At 62.0% G+C, this 21610-nt stretch carries 20 protein-coding genes and 1 pseudogene; 10 read left to right on the top strand and 11 right to left on the bottom strand.

What is annotated here, in order from left to right:
* Positions 1–12: 12 nt before the first annotated feature.
* The 6 genes from mazG to J3P76_RS06825 form a co-directional block, all read right to left on the bottom strand.
* Positions 13–846, bottom strand: coding sequence for a nucleoside triphosphate pyrophosphohydrolase (mazG, locus tag J3P76_RS06850; RefSeq protein ID WP_420767455.1), 834 nt, complete (start codon positions 844–846; stop codon positions 13–15).
* Between the two features lie 65 nt (positions 847–911).
* A complete protein-coding gene (gene relA, locus J3P76_RS06845; protein WP_030142406.1) occupies positions 912–3158 on the bottom strand; it encodes a GTP diphosphokinase in 2247 nt (748 codons plus the stop codon).
* A gap of 100 nt (positions 3159–3258) precedes the next feature.
* Positions 3259–4629 carry a 23S rRNA (uracil(1939)-C(5))-methyltransferase RlmD gene (rlmD, locus tag J3P76_RS06840; RefSeq protein ID WP_434607295.1) on the bottom strand — a complete coding sequence of 457 codons (1371 nt, stop codon included), beginning with the start codon at positions 4627–4629 and terminating at the stop codon, positions 3259–3261.
* On the bottom strand, positions 4629–5531 hold the full coding sequence (gene cysM / locus J3P76_RS06835) for a cysteine synthase CysM (protein ID WP_420767457.1): 903 nt from the start codon (positions 5529–5531) through the stop codon (positions 4629–4631). Before cysM ends, rlmD begins: the two co-directional genes overlap by 1 nt.
* A gap of 185 nt (positions 5532–5716) precedes the next feature.
* A complete protein-coding gene (locus tag J3P76_RS06830; protein WP_434607297.1) occupies positions 5717–7138 on the bottom strand; it encodes a histidine kinase sensor domain-containing protein in 1422 nt (473 codons plus the stop codon).
* A complete protein-coding gene (locus J3P76_RS06825) occupies positions 7125–7847 on the bottom strand; it encodes a response regulator transcription factor (RefSeq protein WP_434611645.1) in 723 nt (240 codons plus the stop codon). Before J3P76_RS06825 ends, J3P76_RS06830 begins: the two co-directional genes overlap by 14 nt.
* A 217-nt stretch (positions 7848–8064) precedes the next feature.
* On the opposite strand from J3P76_RS06825, the gene J3P76_RS06820 reads away from it, so the two are divergent.
* From J3P76_RS06820 to J3P76_RS06805, 4 genes and pseudogenes are all read left to right on the top strand, one after another.
* Entirely contained in the window at positions 8065–10815 is a 2751-nt protein-coding gene (locus tag J3P76_RS06820) for a response regulator (protein WP_434560203.1), read from the top strand.
* Positions 10800–10907: pseudogene (locus J3P76_RS06815) on the top strand (2-hydroxyacid dehydrogenase); the annotation flags it as partial. The gene J3P76_RS06820 and the pseudogene J3P76_RS06815, both read left to right, overlap by 16 nt.
* Before the next feature lie 186 nt (positions 10908–11093).
* The gene (locus J3P76_RS06810) at positions 11094–11528 is read left to right on the top strand and encodes a hypothetical protein (protein ID WP_434607300.1); all 435 of its coding nucleotides are present in this window, start codon (positions 11094–11096) and stop codon (positions 11526–11528) included.
* Positions 11528–11932: an META domain-containing protein gene (locus J3P76_RS06805; protein ID WP_420767461.1), complete on the top strand. Its 405-nt coding sequence runs from the start codon at positions 11528–11530 to the stop codon at positions 11930–11932. The genes J3P76_RS06810 and J3P76_RS06805 overlap by 1 nt, the downstream gene beginning before the upstream one ends.
* Before the next feature lie 54 nt (positions 11933–11986).
* Here J3P76_RS06805 and J3P76_RS06800 read toward each other — a convergent pair whose 3' ends face one another.
* Positions 11987–12454, bottom strand: coding sequence for a TlpA family protein disulfide reductase (locus tag J3P76_RS06800; RefSeq protein WP_434560205.1), 468 nt, complete (start codon positions 12452–12454; stop codon positions 11987–11989).
* A gap of 104 nt (positions 12455–12558) precedes the next feature.
* Between J3P76_RS06800 and arsC the strand changes: the two genes are divergently transcribed.
* The 3 genes from arsC to J3P76_RS06785 are packed head-to-tail and all read left to right on the top strand — an operon-like array spanning position 12559 to position 13932.
* Positions 12559–12912 carry an arsenate reductase (glutaredoxin) gene (gene arsC / locus J3P76_RS06795; RefSeq protein ID WP_434607305.1) on the top strand — a complete coding sequence of 118 codons (354 nt, stop codon included), beginning with the start codon at positions 12559–12561 and terminating at the stop codon, positions 12910–12912.
* Positions 12909–13514 (top strand): NAD(P)H:quinone oxidoreductase, encoded by a 606-nt coding sequence (wrbA, locus tag J3P76_RS06790; RefSeq protein WP_420767464.1) that lies wholly within the window; start codon positions 12909–12911, stop codon positions 13512–13514. The genes arsC and wrbA overlap by 4 nt, the downstream gene beginning before the upstream one ends.
* Entirely contained in the window at positions 13507–13932 is a 426-nt protein-coding gene (locus tag J3P76_RS06785) for a DUF2069 domain-containing protein (protein WP_434607309.1), read from the top strand. Before wrbA ends, J3P76_RS06785 begins: the two co-directional genes overlap by 8 nt.
* A gap of 114 nt (positions 13933–14046) precedes the next feature.
* Here J3P76_RS06785 and J3P76_RS06780 read toward each other — a convergent pair whose 3' ends face one another.
* Positions 14047–14721, bottom strand: coding sequence for a DNA-3-methyladenine glycosylase I (locus J3P76_RS06780; RefSeq protein WP_420767466.1), 675 nt, complete (start codon positions 14719–14721; stop codon positions 14047–14049).
* A 66-nt stretch (positions 14722–14787) separates the two neighbouring features.
* Entirely contained in the window at positions 14788–15612 is an 825-nt protein-coding gene (ttcA, locus tag J3P76_RS06775; protein WP_030142418.1) for a tRNA 2-thiocytidine(32) synthetase TtcA, read from the bottom strand.
* A gap of 318 nt (positions 15613–15930) precedes the next feature.
* On the opposite strand from ttcA, the gene J3P76_RS06770 reads away from it, so the two are divergent.
* Entirely contained in the window at positions 15931–16533 is a 603-nt protein-coding gene (locus J3P76_RS06770; RefSeq protein ID WP_039591896.1) for a Yip1 family protein, read from the top strand.
* Between the two features lie 171 nt (positions 16534–16704).
* A complete protein-coding gene (locus J3P76_RS06765; protein ID WP_030142420.1) occupies positions 16705–17199 on the top strand; it encodes a SprT family zinc-dependent metalloprotease in 495 nt (164 codons plus the stop codon).
* A gap of 112 nt (positions 17200–17311) precedes the next feature.
* Here the strand turns inward: J3P76_RS06765 and J3P76_RS06760 are convergent, their stop codons facing one another.
* Entirely contained in the window at positions 17312–18493 is a 1182-nt protein-coding gene (locus tag J3P76_RS06760) for a CaiB/BaiF CoA transferase family protein (protein ID WP_434701685.1), read from the bottom strand.
* A gap of 308 nt (positions 18494–18801) precedes the next feature.
* A complete protein-coding gene (locus J3P76_RS06755; RefSeq protein ID WP_420767470.1) occupies positions 18802–20133 on the bottom strand; it encodes a dicarboxylate/amino acid:cation symporter in 1332 nt (443 codons plus the stop codon).
* Positions 20134–20466: 333 nt separating this feature from the next.
* Here J3P76_RS06755 and J3P76_RS06750 point away from each other — a divergent pair, with 333 nt between their 5' ends.
* On the top strand, positions 20467–21465 hold the full coding sequence (locus tag J3P76_RS06750) for an AraC family transcriptional regulator (protein ID WP_420767471.1): 999 nt from the start codon (positions 20467–20469) through the stop codon (positions 21463–21465).
* The last annotated feature ends 145 nt before the right edge of the window (positions 21466–21610 follow it).

The following is a 21610-nucleotide window of genomic DNA, read 5'->3' as shown; positions in this document are numbered from 1 at the left end:
TAGGCAACGGCCTCAGCCACAGCTGGGCAAATTCTTTTCCTGACGTTTGGCTTCGCCCCACAAGGCGTCCAACTCTTCGAGGGTGCAATCTTCCATGGGACGACGGGTGTCGCGCAATGCCTGTTCGATAAATCGGAACCGTCGCTCGAACTTTGCGTTGGCGCCACGCAGGGCAGTCTCGGGATCGACCTTGAGGTGTCGCGCCAGGTTGACCACGCTGAACAACAGGTCACCCACCTCGTCATTGATGGCAGCCGGATCATTGTCCGCCATGGCTTCGAGCACTTCGTCCAGCTCCTCGCGAACCTTGTCCAGTACCGGCAACGGCCCCGGCCAGTCGAACCCCACCTGTGCGGCACGCTTCTGCAACTTTGCCGAACGGGACAAGGCCGGCAGCGCCGCTGGCACATCGTCGAGCAGTGACAATTGCTCGGGCGCCGACGTCTTTTCAGCTCGCTCCTGTGCCTTGATTTCCTCCCAGCGCTGCTTCACCTGCTCTTCGCTCAGGCGCGGAATATCCACGGGCGCATACAACTCGCCGGTGGGAAACACGTGGGGATGGCGACGGATCAGCTTGCGGGTGATGCTGTCGACCACGCCGGCGAATTCGAAACGGTTCTCCTCCCGGGCCAACTGGCTGTAATACACCACTTGGAACAGCAGGTCGCCCAACTCACCCTGCAAATGATCAAGATCGCCACGCTCGATCGCGTCAGCCACTTCATACGCTTCTTCCAGGGTATGGGGAACGATGGTGGCGTATGTTTGCTTGATGTCCCAGGGGCAACCGTACTGCGGGTCCCGCAGCCGGTTCATCAGGTGGAGCAGGTCTTCGAGGCTGTACATCAATCCGTCCCGTCACAAAAAAACATGTGGGAGCGAGCTCCCACATCAACCAAGACAACCAGCGATCAGCCCGGCGTCCGATTACGCCGGGTCTCGATGATGTTCGGCAACTGGGAAATCCGCCCCAGCAACCGCCCCAACGCGTCCAACCCCGGAATCTCGATGGTCAGGGACATCAGCGCGGTGTTGTCTTCCTTGTTCGAGCGGGTATTCACCGCGAGCACGTTGATGCGCTCGTTGAGCAATACCTGGGACACGTCACGCAGCAAGCCGGAACGGTCGTAGGCGCGGATGACGATGTCCACTGGATAAGTGAGCACCGGCACCGGGCCCCAGCTGACCTGGATGATCCGTTCCGGTTCGCGACCCGCCAATTGCAACACTGACGCACAGTCCTGGCGGTGGATACTCACGCCGCGACCCTGGGTGATGTAGCCGACGATCGCATCCCCCGGCAGCGGCTGGCAGCAACCGGCCATCTGGGTCATCAGGTTGCCCACGCCCTGGATCTGGATGTCGCCGCGTTTGCCCGGCTTGTAGCCGGTGGCCTTGCGCGGAATCAGCTCCAGTTGCTCGTTGCCCCGCTCCGGCTCCACCAGCTGCTGGGCCAGGTTGACCAGTTGCGCAAGGCGCAGGTCGCCGGCACCAAGGGCGGCGAACATGTCCTCGGCGGTCTTCATGTTGGCCTTTTCGGCCAGCTTGTCGAAGTCCACCTGCGGCAGGCCCAGGCGACTCAGCTCGCGCTCGAGCAAGGTCTTGCCGGCGGCGACGTTCTGGTCGCGGGCTTGCAACTTGAACCAATGGACGATTTTCGCCCGTGCCCGCGAGGTGGTGATGTAGCCCAGGTTCGGGTTCAACCAGTCGCGGCTCGGCGTGCCGTGCTTGCTGGTAATGATCTCGACCTGCTCACCGGTTTGCAGGCTGTAGTTGAGCGGCACGATCCGCCCGTTGATCTTGGCGCCACGGCAGTTGTGGCCGATCTCGGTGTGCACCCGGTAGGCGAAATCCAGCGGCGTCGCGCCTTTGGGCAAGTCGATGGCATGGCCGTCAGGCGTGAAGATGTAGACCCGGTCCGGTTCGATATCGACCCGCAATTGCTCGGCGAGGCCGCCGATGTCGCCCAGTTCCTCGTGCCATTCCAGCACTTGGCGCAGCCAGGAGATTTTTTCTTCGTAATGGTTGGAGCCGGACTTGACGTCGGTACCCTTGTATTTCCAGTGGGCACAGACCCCCAGCTCGGCTTCCTCGTGCATGGCGTGGGTGCGGATCTGCACTTCCAGCACCTTGCCCTCCGGGCCGATCACGGCGGTGTGCAACGAGCGGTAGCCGTTTTCCTTGGGGTTGGCGATGTAGTCGTCGAATTCCTTCGGAATGTGCCGCCACAACGTGTGGACGATACCCAGCGCGGTGTAGCAGTCGCGCATTTCAGGGACCAGCACGCGAACGGCGCGAACGTCGTAGATCTGGCTGAATTCCAGGCCCTTGCGCTGCATTTTTCGCCAGATGGAATAGATATGCTTGGCCCGGCCGCTGATATCGGCTTCCACGCCGGTGGCCTGCAGCTCTTCGCGCAACTGGGTCATGACGTCGGTGATGAAGCGTTCGCGATCCAGGCGTCGCTCGTGCAGCAACTTGGCGATCTGCTTGTACTGGTCGGGCTCCAGGTAGCGGAAGGACAAATCCTCCAGCTCCCATTTGATGTGACCGATACCCAGGCGATGAGCCAGCGGCGCGTAGATGTCGAATACTTCCCGCGCAACGCGATTGCGCTTCTCGTCGTCGGCGGATTTCACGGCGCGGATCGCGCAGGTGCGCTCGGCGAGCTTGATCAACGCGACACGCACGTCGTCGACCATGGCAACGAGCATCTTGCGCAGGTTTTCCACCTGGCCCTGGGTGCCCAGCACCATGGACTGCCGCGGGCTGAGGCTGGCGCTGATTGCCGCCATGCGCAGCACACCGTCGATCAGCTTGGCGACCACGGTGCCGAAGCGCTGGCTGACGACCGGCAGTTGGATCTGCCCTTCGCGCACGCCGCGGTACAGCACCGCGGCGACCAGCGAATCCTGGTCCAGCTTGAGGTCGGCGAGGATCTCGGCGATCTCCAGGCCCGTCTGGAAACTCGACGTGCCTTCGGACCACAGGTTCTTCGCCGCATTGTGTTGCTGCTCCGCCTCGCGAGCGAACTCGCAAGCGGCCTTCAAGGCTTCGCGATCCAGTGCCGTGTCGATACTGACCGCGTGATCGAGCCAAGCCTCGAGATTGATACTGCCGTCAGTGTTGATCGGCTGGTGTGCTCTCACCTGTACCATCTTTACTTACCTTCCCTACGACGCAGATTCAATGCGTCAACATCGCTGACCTTCGTTGCCCGTGTTTCCGCCCAGGGCCGTGGCGGAGTGCACGAACGGGTCAGTCGGACAAGCCATCCTGGCTCGCTTCAAATAACGCCATGGCCTCGACATGCGCCGTCTGAGGAAACATATCGAGAATCCCGGCACGTTTTAACCGGTAGCCCTGCTTGATCAATTCGACCGTGTCCCGCGCCAAAGTTGCCGGGTTGCACGATACATAAACCAACCGTCTGGCACCCAGGGATGCCAGCTTGCGCACCACCTCGAAAGCACCGTCACGGGGTGGGTCCAAGAGTACCGCAGAAAAGCCTTCGCCGATCCATTCGGCACCCGCCAACGGCTGGGATAAATCGGCCTGAAAAAAAGCAGTGTTATGCAAATTGTTGCTGACGGCGTTGGCCGCGGCACGGTCGACCATGGTTTGCACGCCTTCCACCGCCACCACCTCGCGCACGCTTTTGGCCAGTGGCAAGGCAAAGTTGCCCAGGCCGCAGAACAGGTCCAGCACCCGCTCTTCGGAGCGAGGCGCTAGCCATTGCAAGGCCTGGGCGACCATCGCTTCGTTGACGGCGGCGTTTACCTGGATGAAGTCCCCTGGCCGGTAAGCCAGGTCCAGGTCCCAGGTTTCCAGGCGATAGCCCAGGGAGCGTCCCGGATCGACCGGTTGCGGCTCGCCTTCGCCATGCAGCCACAGTTGTGCTTCGTGGAACGCACAAAAATCCTTGAGAATCGTCAGGTCGGCTTCCGACAGTGGCGCCATATGCCGCAACAGCAGCGCGAGGGACGAGCCGGCGAACAATTCCACATGGCCCAGCGCCTGGGGCTTGCCCAGGCGACGAAGCATCTGGGGCAAGCGGCTCATGATCGGTTGCAAGGGCTGTACCAGCACCGGACATTGGTCGATGGCGACAATGTCCTGGCTGCCGACGGCACGCAAACCCACTTCGAGCTTCTTCGCTTTCTGATCCCAACGCACTGCCACGCGGGCTCGACGCCGGTAGCCAAACTCCGGCCCGCTCAAGGGCTCGGCCCATTCTTGCGGCTCAACGCCCGCCACCCGTGACAGCTGCTCGGCGAGCATGCGCTGTTTAAGGGCGAGTTGTTCGTTGTGGGGCAGATGCTGCACGCTGCATCCACCGCAGCGACCGGCATGGACACACGGCGCGGCACGACGCAGCTCGCTGGGCGAAAACACCCGTTCAGTGCGGGCCTCGACCACCTTGCCGTGGGCACCGAGCACCCGCGCCTCGACTTCTTCACCGGCCAGGGCGCCGATGACAAACCAGGTGCGCCCGTCGACAAACGCAATGCCCCGGCCATCGTTGGCCAGGCGTTCGATGGTCAAGCGCTGCTTTTTACCGGTGGGCACTTGCGGGGCCCGGCTTCCGCCGCTGGGCTGGAAGCGCAAGCCTCTTTCTTGCTTGGCCATCAGTTGGGCGCGTCGAAAATGCCGGTCGACAGGTAACGGTCGCCACGGTCGCAGATGATCGCGACGATCACCGCATTCTCGACTTCCCGGGACAGGCGCAGCATGCCCGCCACGGCACCGCCCGAAGACACGCCGCAGAAGATGCCTTCTTCTCGCGCCAGGCGCCGGGTCACGTCCTCGGCTTCGCTCTGGGCCATGTCGATGATGCGGTCCACGCGGTCGGCCTGGTAGATCTTCGGCAGATACTCTTCGGGCCAGCGGCGGATGCCGGGGATGGCCGAGCCTTCCATTGGTTGCAGGCCAACGATCTGTACGTTCGGGTTCTGTTCTTTCAAATAGCGCGACGTGCCCATGATGGTGCCGGTGGTGCCCATCGAGCTGACGAAATGGGTGATCGTGCCGTCGGTCTGGCGCCAGATCTCAGGGCCGGTGGTGGTGTAGTGGGCTTCTGGATTGTCGCCGTTGGCGAACTGATCCAACACTTTGCCACGCCCCTCGGCCTGCATGCGTTCGGCCAAGTCCCGGGCGCCCTCCATGCCTTCTTCCTGGGTTACCAGGATCAATTCGGCGCCATAGGCTGTCATCGCGGCCTTACGCTCGGCGCTGGAATTGTCGGGCATGATCAGGATCATCTTGTAGCCCTTGATCGCCGCCGCCATCGCCAGGGCGATGCCGGTATTGCCGGACGTCGCCTCGATCAGCGTATCGCCGGGCTGGATCTGGCCCCGCAATTCGCCGCGGGTGATCATCGACAGCGCCGGTCGGTCCTTGACCGAACCCGCCGGGTTATTCCCTTCGAGCTTGAGCAAAAGCGTATTGCTGGTCGCGCCAGGCAGGCGCTGCAGGCGAACCAGCGGAGTGTTGCCGACGCAATCGGCGATGGTTGGGTACTGCAAAGTCATGGCGTATTCGCAATCCGGGCTGCGGGGGCGCCTATCATACCGGCAAACCGGGCGAGGCCATATCACGCAAAGTGAGGGGGTTATGGCTTATGGGAATAAGCCTTTAGGAATCGGTGCAGTCCCGTGGCGAGGGAGCTTGCTCCCGCTGAGTGGCAAAGCCGCCCCAATCGGGACTTCGCGGTATTTCAGGCCGTTTTTAAGGGGCCACTTCGCGCCCCAGCGGGAACAAGCTCCCTCGCCACGTCGGCGGTGTGCGGCTCAACGGCCAGCAGCCGCAGATTCAAGCGCAACCCTTTCACGCCATTGTGCGCCCACACCCGCCCGCCTTGGCGCTCCACCGCGTTGCGAGCGATACTCAACCCCAATCCAAACCCGCCGTTCCCTGGCCGGGAGCCATCCAGGCGGATGAACGGATCAAAGATGCGGTTGAGATCCTGCTCGGCCACGCCGCCGCCTTCATCTTCCAGCCACAGCAACCAGAACCCATCCTCACGCCGACCATCCAGGCGCACAATGCCGCCGGGCGGTGAATGGCGAATAGCGTTACGCAGGATGTTTTCCAAGGCCTGAGCCAAAGTATTGAGGTTGCCTTGCACCCAGCAGCTGGCGTCGACGGCGCATTGCAACTGGCTCGCCGGCCAGCCGGTTTCGTAGCAGGCGTTTTCGGTGAGCATTTCCCACAGCGCCTGGACCTGGATCGCCTCGGCGGGCAACGGCGCCCGGTCGGTATCGAGCCAGGCCAGTTGCAAGGTGTCTTCGACCAGCCCCTGCATGCAGTCGACTTCCCGGGCGACGCGCTCGCGCAGGCGAATCAGGTCCTGCTCACTGTCGCCCGCCACCTGCAAGCGACTCAAGGGCGTGCGCAATTCATGGGACAGGTCTCGCAGCAGTTGCTGTTGCAGGGCGACGGTGGATTGCAGGCGTTCGGACATTTGATCGAAAGCGCGGCCCAGTTCGCCCAGTTCGTCGGCGCGATCGGTGGTACGGGCAGGCAGGCGCACGTTCAACTGATCGGCGCGCCAGGCATTGGCCTGTTCGCGCAGCTGATTGAGCGGCACCACCAGCAAGCGATACAGCCCGACACACAGCAGCAGGGTAAACAGCCCAGGAATGACACCGTTGGTGATCACGCGCCAGAACACTCGATAACGTCCCGGCAGGAAACGCTCGGGCAGTTCGATCACCAAGCTGCCGATGGACGGATTCTCTGGGAAAGGCACCCGCAACCACGGCCGTCCCTTTTTGTGGATGGGCCAATCGAGGCCGCGCAGAAAGGTGAGGCGCTCGATTTCCCTGTCCGTGAGCGGGTGTTCGCTCAGTGACTGCAAGTCACCGCCAATCACCCCTACCCAGCTCGCTTCACGATATTGCATAGCGTAGACCCATTGATCGACGCCCGCGCTTCCATCGGTCAGCCACGCCTGCTCAGCTTCGGCGGCGTAACGCGTGAGGGTGCCGCGGGCTTCGTCCGAAAGGAACTGATTGCGCACTTCCATGTAGCGCCCCCAGGACCAGCTCAGCCAGATCATCAGCAAGCAGAACGCTACCAGCAGGCATGCCAGCTTCCAGAACAGCGAGTGCCTGCCGGGCAGGTCAGACCATTTCATCGACAACACTCAAGACATAGCCTTTGCCCCACACCGTGCGCAATTCGCGCTGGGTATAGCCGATGGCCTTGAGCTTGCGGCGTATCTGGCTGACATGCATGTCCAGGCTGCGATCGTGGGGGGCGTAACCGCGCTGTAACACGTGCTGGTACAGGAAGGCCTTGCTCAACACTTCTTCGCCGCTGCGGTGCAGCACGTCCAGCAAGCGATATTCGCTGCGCGTCAACCCCGCCCATTGTCCCTGGACCTGCACATCGCTGCGCTCTTCGTCGAAACCCAGATCCTGGCTCTGGCGCAGGATCGCCACCTGGGCCGGACGTCGGTCCAGCGCGACTCGCCGCAGGATGGCCTCGATGCGCACCCGTAGCTCCACCATGCTGAAGGGCTTGGGCAAGTAGTCGTCAGCACCAAGGCGAAAGCCACTGATGCGATCCGCTTCGGCGCCCAGCGCGGACATCAGCAACACCGGCGTCGCCTGGCGCTTGCGCAAATGCGTCAACACCGCGAGACCGTCCAGGCCGGGCAGCAGGATGTCCATCAACACGACGTCAAAAGCCTGCCGGCAGGCGATTTCCAGGCCTTCCTGGCCGTTCTGGCACCAAGTGACGTCGAACCCGCTGCGGCCCAGATGCTCATGAACATAAGCACCCAGTACGGGGTCGTCTTCTATGGAAAGGATACGGGGCGGCACGGTGGCGTGGGGGCTCATCAGTTTCTGCAAATAATTCTCAGTTGAGCAATTATTCAAGATCGCTTCCCTACAGGCAACCGCCGCGTATCGCCCCGCTCAATCCTGGCAGCGACGCGGATGCACGGCGACATGAATTTTACGGAGAAGGCTCGCCTGCAAATCGCTACACTGCGCAGGTGTTGCGTGCCGGATGCGCGCAAAGCTCAATCAGACCGCTGGATGCAGGAGACAAGGTGTGCTCAAGAAACTGGGAATCAAAGGCCGCGTGCTGTTGCTGACCCTGTTGCCAACCAGCCTGATGGCGCTGGTTCTGGGCGGCTATTTCACCTGGATGCAGCAATCGGACCTGCACGCCCAACTGCTGCAAAGGGGCGAAATGATCGCCGAACAGCTGGCGCCGCTGGTCGCCCCCGCCCTTAGCCGCCAAGACACCGAACTGCTGGAGCGCATCGCCACCCAGTCCCTCGAGCAAGCCGATGTCCGGGCCGTGACCTTCCTGGCCCCCGACCGCGCTCCGCTGGCCCACGCCGGCCCGACCATGCTCAACCGGGCACCGGAAGGCAACAGCAGTCAACTGCTGCAACGCACCGGCAACGACGCCACCCGCTACCTGCTGCCGGTGTTCGGCAAGCACCGCAACCTGGCCGGCGAACTGATCCCCGAAGAGGCCGACCGCCTGCTGGGCTGGGTCGAGCTGGAGTTGTCCCACAGCGGCATGTTGCTGCGCGGTTACCGCAGCCTGTTCGCCAGCCTGCTCCTGATCGCCGCCGGGCTGGGATGCACCGGGCTATTGGCCTTGCGCATGGGCCGCACCATCAACCGTCCGCTGAGCCAGATCAAGCAGGCCGTGGCGCAGCTCAAGGATGGGCACCTGGAAACCCGCCTGCCACCGCTGGGCAGTCAAGAGCTGGATGAATTGGCGTCGGGCATCAATCGCATGGCCGGGACCTTGCAGAACGCCCAGGAGGAATTGCAACACAGCATCGACCAGGCCACCGAAGACGTGCGCCAGAACCTGGAAACCATCGAGATCCAGAACATCGAGCTGGACCTGGCCCGCAAGGAAGCCCTGGAAGCGAGCCGGATCAAATCCGAGTTCCTGGCGAACATGAGCCATGAGATCCGCACGCCGCTCAACGGCATCCTGGGTTTCACCCATCTATTGCAAAAAAGCGAACTGACCCCGCGCCAGCTCGACTACCTGGGCACCATCGAAAAATCCGCCGACAGCCTGCTGGGCATCATCAACGAAATCCTCGACTTCTCGAAGATCGAGGCCGGCAAGCTGGTGCTCGACAGCATCCCGTTCAACTTGCGGGACCTGTTGCAGGACACCCTGACCATCCTCGCCCCCGCCGCCCATGCCAAGCAATTGGAATTGGTGAGCCTGGTCTACCGGGACACGCCGCTGTCGCTGGTGGGCGACCCGCTGCGTCTCAAGCAGATCCTCACCAACCTGGTGAGCAACGCCATCAAGTTCACCCGGGAAGGCACCATCGTCGCCCGCGCGATGCTCGAAGACGAGCACGAAGACAGCGTGCAGCTGCGCATCAGCATCCAGGACACCGGTATCGGCCTGTCCAGCCAGGACGTTCGCGCGTTGTTCCAGGCGTTCAGCCAGGCCGACAACTCCTTGTCCCGGCAACCCGGCGGCACCGGGCTGGGCCTGGTGATTTCCAAGCGGCTGGTGGAACAGATGGGCGGCGAGATCGGCGTGGACAGCACGCCAGGCGAAGGCTCGGAGTTCTGGATCAGCCTGCGCCTGCCCAAGACCCGCGACGACGCCGAGGATCTCCCCGGCCCGCCGTTGCTGGGCCGGCGGGTGGCCGTCCTGGAAAATCACGAGTTGGCGCGCCAGGCTTTGCAGCACCAGCTCGAAGACTGTGGCTTGCAGGTCACGCCGTTCAACACGCTGGAGAACCTGACCAACGGGGTCACGGTTGCTCACCAGACCGAACAGGCCATCGACCTGGCGGTGCTCGGCATCACCAGCAACGACATGCCACCCGAGCGCTTGAACCAGCACATCTGGGACTTGGAACACCTGGGCTGCAAAGTCCTCGTGCTGTGCCCTACCACCGAACAAACGCTGTACCACCTCTCCGTCCCGAACCCCCACAGCCAATTGCAGGCCAAGCCGGCCTGCACGCGCAAGTTGCGGCGGTCGCTTTCCGACCTGGTCAACCCGCGCCCAACGCGCAACGAACCCAATGAACCGGTGGCCAGCCGAGCGCCAAAGGTGCTGTGCGTGGACGACAACCCGGCGAACCTGCTGTTGGTGCAAACCCTGCTCGAGGACCTGGGCGCCCGGGTGCTGGCGGTGGAAAGCGGGTACGCCGCGGTCGAGGCGGTGCAACAGGAAACCTTCGACCTGGTCCTGATGGATGTGCAGATGCCCGGCATGGACGGTCGCCAGAGCACCGAGGCGATCCGCCAATGGGAAAGTGAGCGGCATTGCACACCGCTGCCGATCGTTGCCCTCACTGCCCACGCCATGGCCAACGAAAAACGCGCCCTGCTGCAAAGCGGTATGGATGACTACCTGACCAAGCCCATCAGCGAGCGGCAGCTGGCCCAGGTCGTGCTCAAATGGACCGGCCTGGCCTTGCGCAACCAGGTGCCGGACCGGGGCGCGGACGCCCATCGCAGCGGTGAGCTGCTGGTGCTCGATCATGAAGAAGGCCTGCGCCTGGCCGCCGGCAAGGCCGACTTGGCGGCGGATATGCTGGCGATGCTGCTGGCATCCCTCGAAGCCGACCGGGAGGCGATTCGCCAGGCCAGCGAAGCCAACGATCACAACGCCCTGATCGAGCGGGTCCACCGCCTGCACGGTGCCACGCGCTACTGCGGCGTACCGCAACTGCGCGCGGCCTGCCAGCGCAGCGAAACCCTGCTCAAGCAGAAGGATCCGAAGGCCGCGGCGGCCCTGGAAGACCTGGAGCTGGCCATCAATCGCCTGGCCAGCGAGGCTCGCATCAGTGCCTGACCCACGAAGCGTTGGCCGCCATCGCCACGACCACACTGGATAACATCGCAGCCTGGGCCGCCGGCGCGCCGCAGAACCTGATAGATAGCTGACTCGCCTTTCTTTGAAGCGAGCTTGCTCGCGATAGCAATGGATCAGCCAGCTTTGAAGTGACTGACACACCGCTATCGCGAGCAAGCTGGCTCCCACAGTGAATGGAGTTTCGTCGGCCAACCTTTCATCGAGTCCATGCCCCAGCCATGCCCCGTGCTAGCATGTCGCGCCTATTTGGAGGACCCATGGCCGAACACGATTTTCGCTACACCCTGATGAACCCGCAGCACACCTTGACCGAGGTCCGCGCCCTGGCCCCAGGCCGTTACCAGGTCACTGGCAATGGCGGTTCGATCCAGGCCAACGACGTATTGCTCGTGACCCTCAAGGGCAGCAAGGACCTGTCCATGCGCCTGACCGTGGACACCGTTCGCCATCTGCTCAAGCCAATGGGCCAGTGGACCGCCATGACTACCGGCCCGGTATTCGGCGAACTGGCGATCCACACCTGGCAGGTCAATTGCGACCGCTGCACCAAGGAACTGAGCTTCGAATTCGCCGTCGATGCCAAGCTCGGCACCAAGGCCCAGAAACCGGCCGCCACCGCGCGCATTGCCGAGCTGGGCTGGCAGACGGTCGGCGAGAGGCATCTGTGCCCCCAATGCCAGGAAGCCGCTTGATGAAACGCCTGTTCCTGGCCACGCTGGTCGGCGCTGGCCTGATGGGTTGCGCCGCCGATCCGGTGCAGCTGCAGCAAAACCGCAGCTATATTCTTGAATGGATCGGTGAGCGGCCATTGATGGACTACAGCCACCTGACCATCACCCTCGGCGATGATGGCCGGGCCTATGGCAATGCCGGCTGCAACCATTGGTTTGCGCCCTACACCCTGGAAGGCGACCGGCTGAGTTTCGGCAAGATCGGCAGCACCCGCAAACTCTGCCCCCCGGCAGTGATGGAGCAGGAGACGCGATTCTTGCAGGCGCTACAGAAAGTCGAACGCTGGGATGTTTCCCCTATCGAACAGATGCGTTTCTGGCCCGCCCAGGGCAAGCCGCTGCGCTGGTGGTTGGAGGAAGGCTGAAGCCTTGCCTGACCAGGCACTGGCGAGGAAATTGCTCCCTCGCCACTGAACCCGCTATTTCAGCGCCTGCAACGCCTCCAGCTTCGCCATCACCGCCGCCGCCGTCTGCTCCCCAAGCAATTGCTCACGCACCTTGCCCTGGTTATCGATGATGTAGGTCACCGGCAATCCTTCGCTGCGAGGGATATCGAAGAATTCGGCCGGGTCCTGGGCCAATACGCTGAAGCGAATCCCCATTTTTTCGCTGGCGCTCCTGAGCTCTTCACCCTGTACCTGATCGAAGTTGACACCGAACACGCCCACGTTTCGACCCTTGAGCTGCTCGGCGAGCGCGTTGAATTCCGGAATTTCAGTGCGGCAGGGTGCGCACCATTCGGCCCAGTAATTGAGCACCACCCATTGTTTGTCCAACCGCTTCGAAGCGATCGGCTGGCCGTTCTGGTCCACCCCATAATCGTTTCCACAGCCGGCGAGCAATAGAATGCCGAAAAAAGCCAGTGCCGCCGCCAATCGCCTTGTCATGTGCCAATCCTTGTCTGAAATGTGAACGCTGGCCGCCCATCACGTGCTAGGCGCCGCGCTGCACAGTAGAATAGCCGCCACCTTACGCAAGATGCGACCTGCTCATGACTGATCTGACGCTTTATCACAACCCGCGCTGCTCCAAATCCCGCGGTGCGCTGGAACTGTTGGAGGCCCGCGGCCTGACGCCCACTGTCATTCGTTATCTGGAAACCCCGCTCGACGCCGAGCAGCTCAAGGCCTTGCTGGGCAAGCTTGGCATCAGCGCGCGGCAATTGCTGCGCACCGGCGAGGACGAGTACAAGGCGCTGGACCTGGCCAACGAGAACCTGGGCGAGGACGATCTGATCGCTGCCATCGTCGCCCATCCAAAGCTCATGGAACGGCCGATCCTCGAAGCCGGCGACAGAGCCGTGATCGGCCGTCCGCCGGAAAAGATTCTGGAGATCCTGCCGTGAGCACGCCGTACATCCTGGTGTTGTATTACAGCCGCAGCGGCTCCACCAACGAAATGGCCCGGCAGATTGCCCGGGGCGTCGAGCAGGCCGGCCTGGAAGCGAGGTTGCGTACGGTGCCGGCGATCTCCGCCGAGTGCGAGGCGGTGTCGCCGGACATTCCGGAACAAGGCCCGCTGTACGCCACGCTCGATGACTTGAAAAATTGCGCCGGCCTGGCCCTCGGCAGCCCGACCCGTTTCGGCAACATGGCCGCGCCGCTGAAATACTTCCTCGACGGCACCAGCAACCTTTGGCTCACCGGAGCCCTCGTCGGCAAGCCCGCCGGCGTGTTTACCTCCACCGCGAGCCTGCATGGCGGCCAGGAAACCACCTTGTTATCGATGATGCTGCCACTGCTGCATCACGGCATGCTGATCACCGGCCTGCCTTACAGCGAGTCAGCCTTGATCGATACCCAGGGCGGCGGTACGCCCTACGGGCCGAGCCACCATGCTGGCGCCGATGGCAAAAGCGGCTTGAACGAACACGAAGTTGCCTTGTGCCGCGCCTTGGGATTGCGCCTGGCGAAAACCGCCCTGTTGCTGGAGAACGGCCGTGGCTAAGAAGCCGAAAATCCTGCCGCCCATCCAATGGCTGGAGCCACGCGTACGCATCGCCCGCGCCGTCAGCCTGCTGTGCTTTTTCGGCTTGGTGGGGTTGCTCAGCGCGTATTACTTGCTCATCGCCGACCTGCACGGCGCGCGCCCGTGGGTGATCTTGCTGATCGAATTGGTGCCCCTGCTGATCCTCGCGCCGGGCATGCTCAGCGGCAGCGCCCGCGGGCATTCCTGGATGTGTTTCGTGGTCAATCTGTATTTCATCAAGGGCGCCCTGGCCGCCTACGATCCGAACCGGCATGTGTTCGGCTTGCTGGAAATGGCAGCGAGCGTGGCGGTGTTCTGCTCGGCGTTGCTGTACGTACGCTGGCGGTTTCAGTTGAAGCGGCGGTTGGCTGGCGAAGGCGATATCGCCGTCGCCTGATACGCCGCCTTCGCGAGAAGGGCTCGCTCCCACAGTGGACTTGTAAACGCCGAAAATCCCCTGTGAAAGCGAGCTTGCTCCGGGCGGCGTTCCGACGATGGCCGCAACCCGGTCTCAATGATTCACGGTATAAGCCAGCATCATCGAAATCTGTGACATCGGCCGCCCGCCACTCTCCTCGTGCCACTGATTGAAAGCTGCCTGCACCGTCGCAAGATCCCGAAGGCTCGTGGGGGCTTTGTCGATGATGTCTTGGGCATTGAGCGCCGCTACCACGTCATAACTGGGCACGAATGTGTCCTTGCCCATCATCCGCAGGAAACGCGGTGCCGACAGGCCGCCCAGTTGATGGCCGTGTTTCTTCAGATAAGTCCACAGGCCCACGATGTCAGTCACAGGCCAGTCGGCGACCAGCGCCCCAAAGCTGCCCTTTTCGTGGGCCACGTCCAGGATCAACTGCGCGTTGCGCGGTACGCTCTTGAGCTTGCCCAGGTGGCGAATGATCCGCGCGTCCTGCATCAGCCGCTCCAGGTGCTCGGCGCCCATCAGCACGACTTTCTCCGGATCAAATTTGAAGAACACCTCTTCAAACGCCGGCCACTTGGCGTCCACCAGGCTGTGCTTGAGCCCGGCGCGAAACACCCGCAGGGCCATGGTCGAGAGGTAGCGGTCGTCGCTGATCTTGCGCAGTTGCGCCGGGGTCTTGGGTACAGGCAGGTGGGCTTCCAGTTCAGCCGCCGAACCGAAGCGGTTCAGACAATACTCGTGCAGCCACTTGTAATCGCGCATGCCCTCTCCTGGTATTGAAAAAGAAACGGCGCTCGCAAGCGCCGTGGATAAAACCGGTTGGCAACCTTACAGGTTCACCACATTGACGAACCGCGGCGTGGCGTTTTCGTCGATGCGCAGGTTGGTGAAGTCGAACAGGTTGCGGTCCGCCAGTTGCGACGGGATGACGTTCTGCAAGCCGCGGAAAATGCTCTCGGTACGGCCCGGAGTCTTGCGCTCCCATTCCTGGAGCATTTCCTTGACCACCTGGCGCTGCAGGTTTTCCTGGGAGCCGCACAGGTTGCACGGGATGATCGGGAATTGCTTGAAATCCGAATAGGCCTGGATGTCCTTCTCGTTGCAATACGCCAACGGGCGAATCACCACGTTGCGCCCATCGTCGGCCCGCAGCTTGGGTGGCATGGCCTTGAGCGAGCCGTTGTAGAACATGTTGAGGAAAAAGGTCTCGACGATGTCGTCGCGGTGGTGACCCAGGGCCATTTTGGTCGCGCCAATCTCGTCGGCGAAGGTGTAGAGCGTTCCGCGGCGCAAGCGTGAGCACAGCGAACAAGTGGTCTTGCCTTCGGGAATCAGTTCCTTGACCACCGAATAGGTGTCTTTCTCGACGATGTGGTACTCGACGCCCAGCGACTCGAGGTAGGCCGGCAGCACATGTTCCGGGAACCCAGGCTGCTTCTGGTCCATGTTGACCGCGACGATGTCGAACTTGATCGGTGCAACCTTCTGTAAATGCATCAGCACGTCGAGCAAGGTGTAGCTGTCCTTGCCGCCGGACAGGCAGACCATGACCTTGTCGCCGTCCTCGATCATGTTGTAGTCGGCGACCGCCTCACCGGCCAGGCGGCGCAGGCGCTTTTGCAGTTTGTTCTGGTTGACCGTAAGAGTGCCCATGACGCGAAATCCGTGAGGTGTGACGAAAGGCCGGCATTTTACGCAAAAAACTGGCTGTCGGCGAAGGCTGACGACAGGTGCCTTTATGGCGAGGGGATTTATCCCCGTCGGGTTGCGCAACCCTGCGCACAGACCTAACGGCGATTAGCGTTCCCGGCTACAGCGCGATTTGCTCTAAGCGCCCCATCCCCTTGAGGGCCACTCCTTCTTATACTGCGGCATAAGGTCGCACACACTTACAGACCTTTACTTACCTGGCCAATTGGCCCGTAGGCGCTCCGTTGGGGGGCGATGGCAATAACAAAGGAGTGACTGACTATGATCCATCATGTCGTGGGGCTCTTTACCCACCCTGATCAAGAATGGAAGGAAATCCGTGGCGATCAGGAGGAAAGCATCAGCCACATGTACCTCACCCACACGCTGATCCTGGCGGCCATCCCGGCGGTATCGGCGTTCATCGGTACCACGCAGGTAGGATGGGTCATCGGCAATCGTCCACCGGTCATGCTCACCCAGGAAAGCGCCCTGTGGATGACCATCATGTCTTACCTGGCCATGTTGGGCGGCGTGGCGGTGATGGGAGCGTTCATCCACTGGATGGCTCGCACCTATGACGCCAACCCGAGCCTGGCTCGCTGCGTCGCGTTCGCCACGTACACCGCGACACCGCTGTTCATCGGCGGCCTGGCGGCGCTCTATCCCCACATGTGGCTGGGGATGATCGTCGGGACCGCGGCGATCTGCTACACGGTCTACCTGTTGTACGTAGGGCTGCCGACCTTCATGAACATCCCTCAGGACGAAGGTTTCCTGTTTTCCAGTTCGGTGCTGGCCGTGGGTTTGGTGGTGCTGGTGGCGATCATGGCGTTCACGGTGATTGTCTGGGGGCTGGGCGTGGGCCCGGTCTATACCAATTGAAGGATTATTGAAGGATTAAGGCTCTCCAACCAAAATCGATCTGCCACCACAGGCCGCCGCAAGGCGGCCTTCCTCTGTGCGTGGTTCTGCCTGGGACGACCGCTGGGCGCCTCAACGATTCGCAACGGCCAACGCTTGCGGCATACTCGGCTTTCTGGAGACCCGTAAAGCATGCTCGAGCAACTCAATACCCGCGTCGAAGAGTGTTATCAACAAGCTGAATCCTTTTTCAAACGTCCTTTCAAACGTCCGGTGGTCAGCCTCAAGTTGCGCGGCCAAAAGGCCGGTGTCGCGCACCTTCATGAAAATCTGCTGCGCTTCAATCCACAGCTGTACCAGGAGAACGCCGAGGATTTCCTCAAGCAGACGGTGGCCCATGAGGTCGCGCACCTGATCGCCCACCAACTGTTTGGCGACCGTATCCAGGCCCATGGAGAGGAATGGCAACTGATCATGCGTGGGGTCTACGAACTGCCACCCAACCGTTGCCACACCTACGAGATCAAACGCCGTACCGCAACCCGGTACATCTACAAATGCCCTTGCGACGGCAGCGACTTCCCATTCACGGCGCAACGCCACCGCCTGGTGCGCCAGGGGCGGCGGTACTTGTGCCGTAGCTGCCGCAATACTTTGGTGTTCAGTGGGGAGACGCGGGTCGAGTAGCTGTTTTTTGTAGTGTCCAGGCTGACGCTTTCGCGAGCAGGCTCGCTCCCACGCTGGATTTTCGGCGTCCACAAGTGGGAGCGAGCCTGCTCGCGATGAGGCAGAAAGGACGCTACACAACGACCCTGTCATCACGCAGCCGGGCAATCCGCTCCTCACTGAACCCCAACTCACCCAACACCTGGTCCGTGTGCGCTCCCAGCCTCGCGCCGATATGCCGAGGCTCGGGCAGTCCTTCGGAAAACTTCAACGGACAGGCCATCTGCGCCTGAGTCGAACCATCCCCTCGGGGCACCTGCTTGACCAATTCCCGAGCCTGCAATTGCGCATGCCCCACGGCCTCCTCCAGGCTCAGCACCGGCTCGACGCAGGCGTCGACCCTCGCGAACAAGCGGCACAGCTCGTCGAAGTCGTGTTTCTCGAACTCGGCTTGCAGTGCCAGTTTGAGGGCCTGTTGCTGTTCAAGCTTGGGCGATAGCCCCTGGACCGCCAGTTCCGGCCGCCCCAGCGTCTCGCAAAGGGCCTGCATGAAGACCGGCTCCAGGCTGCCCACCGACATCCATCGCCCGTCGCGTGTACGGTAATAGTCATAGAAGCTGCCGCCGTTGAGCACATGATTCTCCCACCCAGGCGTCACATCGCAGGCCAGGTAACCGGCGCCAGCCAGTGCGTTCAGGCTGAAGACGCAATCGGTCATGCTCACGTCCAAGTGTTGCCCCTGCCCGGTCTGCTGACGTGCAATCACCGCGGCCAACAGCCCGATCACCCCGTGCAAAGAGCCGCCGGCGATGTCGGCCACTTGCATCCCCATCGGCAACGGCCCGCTGCCGACACGCCCGGTGTGGCTCGCCAGACCCGCCAATGCCAGGTAGTTGATGTCATGACCGGCACGCGCCTGATAGGGGCCGGTCTGGCCGTAGCCGGTAATCGACACATAGATCAGCCGCGGATTGATCGCCTTCAGGGCTTCATACCCCAACCCCAATCGCTCCATCACGCCGGGACGGAACTGCTCGAGCAGGATGTCATGGTCGTCCAACAGTCGCTTGATGATTTCCAGCGCCGCCGGTTGCTTGAGGTCCAGTGCCAGGCTGCGCTTGTTGCGGTTGAGGTAGGCATGGCTGGCCGAGACGTCCTGATCATGGGGCGGCAGAATCCGCAACAGATCCGGACGGTCCGGCGACTCGATCCGCAGCACCTCGGCGCCCATGTCTGCCAGCAACAGCGAGGCGAACGGCCCCGGCAGCAGGGTCGAGAAATCCAGTACCTTGAGCGATGCCAGTGGGCCTTGCATGGAAAATCTCCGCTTCGGATGTGCATCCAAGACTAGGCAGGGGCTTGCGTTGAGGCAATTACCAAGCGTGTCGTTTAGGCTGACAAATCCGCTCAATCCAGAGGGCCGTCGTGGCGAGGGAGCTTGCTCCCGCTGGGCTGCGCAGCAGCCCCTTGCGTATTACACGAAGCCCCTCAGTGGCAGGTACATCCTGGGGTCGCTCCGCAACCCAGCGGGAGCAAGCTCCCTCGCCACAAAAAGCACTTCACCCGGAAAGCACGGCCCAACAAAAAACCCGCCGAAGCGGGTTTCTTGTTACGGGCTGAAGCTTACTTGGTTGGCAGCGCGGTTTCGGCCGTTGCAACCGCGTCGTCGTCTTCACGCACGTCGGAGATACCGCGACCACCGGAGGCCAGTTCGGTCTGCAACTGGTCTTCGTCCAGCTCCTTGACCCACTTGGCGACCACGATCGTGGCAACGGCGTTGCCCACCAGGTTGGTCAGGGCACGGGCTTCGGACATGAAGCGGTCGATACCCAGGATCAGCGCCAGGCCCGCCACAGGCAGATGGCCCACGGCCGACAGGGTTGCCGCCAGCACGATGAAACCACTACCGGTCACGCCGGCAGCGCCTTTGGACGACAGCAGCAGGACCAGCAACAGGGTGATCTGATGCGTGATGTCCATTGGAGTGTCGGTGGCCTGGGCGATGAACACCGCGGCCATGGTCAGGTAGATCGAAGTACCGTCGAGGTTGAACGAGTAGCCAGTCGGGATCACCAGACCCACCACGGATTTCTTGGCACCCAGGCGCTCCATCTTGATCAGCATGCGCGGCAGGGCCGATTCCGAGGAGGAGGTACCCAGCACGATCAGCAGTTCTTCACGGATGTAGCGGATCAGCTTGACCACGCTGAAGCCGTGGGCGCGGCAGATGGCGCCCAGCACCACCAGCACGAAGACCACGCAGGTGATGTAGAAGCAGATCATCAGCTGGCCCAGTTGCACCAGCGAACCGACACCGTAGGCGCCGATGGTGAAGGCCATGGCGCCGAACGCACCGATCGGGGCCAGCTTCATGATCATGTTGATGATGATGAACATCACGTGGGCGAAACGGTCGATGAAGTCCAGCACCGGCTTGCCATAAGAACCCAGGCGATGCAGGGCGAAACCGAAGAGCACCGAGAACATCAGCACTTGCAGGATGTCACCGTTGGCGAACGCGCCGACGATGGTGTTAGGGATCACGTTGAGAATGAAGGCAACGATGCTCTGGTCTTTACCGGCATTGATGAAGCCGGCGATCTTGCTGGTGTCCAGGGTCGTTACGTCGATGTGCATGCCGTTGCCCGGTTGCACGACGTTGACCACGACCAGGCCGATCAGCAGGGCAATGGTAGAGACAATTTCGAAATACAGCAGCGCGTAGCCGCCGGTCTTGCCGACCGACTTCATGTTTTGCATGCCGCCGATACCACTGACGACGGTACAGAAGATGATCGGGGCGATGACCATCTTGATCAACTTGATGAACCCGTCACCGAACGGCTTGAGGGCAACGCCGGTCTGCGGGTAGAAGTGGCCGAGCAAAATGCCGATGGCAATGGCTACGATTACCTGGAAATACAGGGATTTGTACAAGGGCTGACGAGTCGTCATGGCAAACCTTCCTCAAGAGTCCCGTATGACAACATCCACCTGTTGTCCACGACACCTCAATTGCGAACCCTCCTGCACTGGAGGGATTTGTTTTGTCGGCTGCACGGGGCAGACCTGCACAGGACATCGCAAGGCCCGTGCCATTTTTAAGAAATGCCCTACAACCCGCGTCCCATAACGTTTTTGTTTATTCATCGTCGATTAAACAGGTGGCGAAGGATGGCGGATTCCCGCCAAGACTCCATTTCTCACTCCTGGATTTGGCGGATATCCGCCTTGTCCAGCGCAGACGCCCTGCTACCATCGCTCGCCTAACGGACGGATCTATGCCTCATGCGCCAACGCACAATTGCCAGCCATTTCGCCCGCGCAGCCCTGGGTGGCGCGCGCCGGCAAGGCTTTGACTATTCGTCGCTGCTGCAACAGCTGGGCATCAGCCCGGAGTTGCTCGACGAGCCGCGGGCACGCATCGCGCCCGAGCAGTTCGCCCGCCTGTTGCAGGCGCTGTGGGTGGCGTTGGGGGACGAATACCTGGGATTCGGCAGCGCCCCGAGTAAACCGGGGACGTTTGCCATGATGTGTCACACGTTGATCCACTGTCGGACCCTGGGCAAAGCCCTGCAACGCGGCCTGTTGTTCTACAGCCTGTTTCCCGATGCGCCGAGCCTGATCCTGGAGAGCGAAGGCGACCGGGTACGGTTGACCCTGGACGAGTCGACGCTACGCGACCCTGATCACTTCCTGGCGGAAAGCCTGCTGGTCATCTGGCATCGCCTCGGCAGTTGGCTGATCGGCCAACGGATCGGCCTGGAACAGGCCACCTTCAGCTACGCCAAGCCCAGCCACGGCGCAGAATACGACCTGCTGTTCCCTTGCCCGCTGGTCTTCGAGGCCCGACGCAGCAGCTTGTTATTCCATGGTCGCTACCTGGAAATGCCCTTGCTGCAGGACGAGCGAACCCTCAAGCATTTTCTCGAACGCTCCCCCGCCGACCTGCTGTCGCGCCCAGACGACGGCCACAGCCTGACCAGCCAACTGCGCCGCCTCCTCAGCCGCGACACGGCGCGCTGGCCCGACCTGGACACCGTCGCCGCACACCTGCACATCAGCGCCCAGACGCTGCGCCGGCACCTTCGCGAAGAAGGCACCAGCTTTCAGGAGCTCAAGGATCAGTTGCGGCGGGATATCGCCATCTACCATTTGGGCCGGGCGGATCTGTCGTTGCAGCAGATTGCCGAACAGTTGGGATTCTCCGAGCCGTCGGCGTTTCATCGGGCGTTCAAGAAGTGGACCGGGGTGACGCCGGGGGCTTATCGGGAGTTGGAAAACTGATGGGGGATATCCCACTTCTGTGGTGTGCTGCCCTGTGGCGAGGGGATTTATCCCCGCTGGGCTGCGAAGCGGCCCCCTGCATTCTGTCTGACACACCACCGCCACCCATTTGGGGCTACTGCGTAGCCCAGCGGGGATAAATCCC

This window comes from Pseudomonas sp. D1-36 (genome assembly GCF_051132205.1).
GTDB lineage: Bacteria > Pseudomonadota > Gammaproteobacteria > Pseudomonadales > Pseudomonadaceae > Aquipseudomonas.
This window is presented reverse-complemented; position numbering and strand designations above follow the sequence as displayed.

What these genes read in the sequence shown, in the direction of transcription:
- J3P76_RS06805 (WP_420767461.1), top strand. Translation starts at nt 11,528, where the DNA reads ATGAAACGCCTGTTCCTGGCCACGCTGGTCGGCGCTGGCCTGATGGGT.
- ttcA (WP_030142418.1), bottom strand. Translation starts at nt 15,612, where the DNA reads ATGGGCACTCTTACGGTCAACCAGAACAAACTGCAAAAGCGCCTGCGC.
- J3P76_RS06750 (WP_420767471.1), top strand. Translation starts at nt 20,467, where the DNA reads ATGCGCCAACGCACAATTGCCAGCCATTTCGCCCGCGCAGCCCTGGGT.
- J3P76_RS06765 (WP_030142420.1), top strand. Translation starts at nt 16,705, where the DNA reads ATGCTCGAGCAACTCAATACCCGCGTCGAAGAGTGTTATCAACAAGCT.
- cysM (WP_420767457.1), bottom strand. Translation starts at nt 5,531, where the DNA reads ATGACTTTGCAGTACCCAACCATCGCCGATTGCGTCGGCAACACTCCG.
- arsC (WP_434607305.1), top strand. Translation starts at nt 12,559, where the DNA reads ATGACTGATCTGACGCTTTATCACAACCCGCGCTGCTCCAAATCCCGC.
- J3P76_RS06770 (WP_039591896.1), top strand. Translation starts at nt 15,931, where the DNA reads ATGATCCATCATGTCGTGGGGCTCTTTACCCACCCTGATCAAGAATGG.
- relA (WP_030142406.1), bottom strand. Translation starts at nt 3,158, where the DNA reads ATGGTACAGGTGAGAGCACACCAGCCGATCAACACTGACGGCAGTATC.
- rlmD (WP_434607295.1), bottom strand. Translation starts at nt 4,629, where the DNA reads ATGGCCAAGCAAGAAAGAGGCTTGCGCTTCCAGCCCAGCGGCGGAAGC.
- J3P76_RS06780 (WP_420767466.1), bottom strand. Translation starts at nt 14,721, where the DNA reads ATGCGCGATTACAAGTGGCTGCACGAGTATTGTCTGAACCGCTTCGGT.
- J3P76_RS06800 (WP_434560205.1), bottom strand. Translation starts at nt 12,454, where the DNA reads ATGACAAGGCGATTGGCGGCGGCACTGGCTTTTTTCGGCATTCTATTG.
- mazG (WP_420767455.1), bottom strand. Translation starts at nt 846, where the DNA reads ATGTACAGCCTCGAAGACCTGCTCCACCTGATGAACCGGCTGCGGGAC.
- J3P76_RS06760 (WP_434701685.1), bottom strand. Translation starts at nt 18,493, where the DNA reads ATGCAAGGCCCACTGGCATCGCTCAAGGTACTGGATTTCTCGACCCTG.
- J3P76_RS06830 (WP_434607297.1), bottom strand. Translation starts at nt 7,138, where the DNA reads ATGAAATGGTCTGACCTGCCCGGCAGGCACTCGCTGTTCTGGAAGCTG.
- J3P76_RS06755 (WP_420767470.1), bottom strand. Translation starts at nt 20,133, where the DNA reads ATGACGACTCGTCAGCCCTTGTACAAATCCCTGTATTTCCAGGTAATC.
- J3P76_RS06825 (WP_434611645.1), bottom strand. Translation starts at nt 7,847, where the DNA reads ATGAGCCCCCACGCCACCGTGCCGCCCCGTATCCTTTCCATAGAAGAC.
- J3P76_RS06810 (WP_434607300.1), top strand. Translation starts at nt 11,094, where the DNA reads ATGGCCGAACACGATTTTCGCTACACCCTGATGAACCCGCAGCACACC.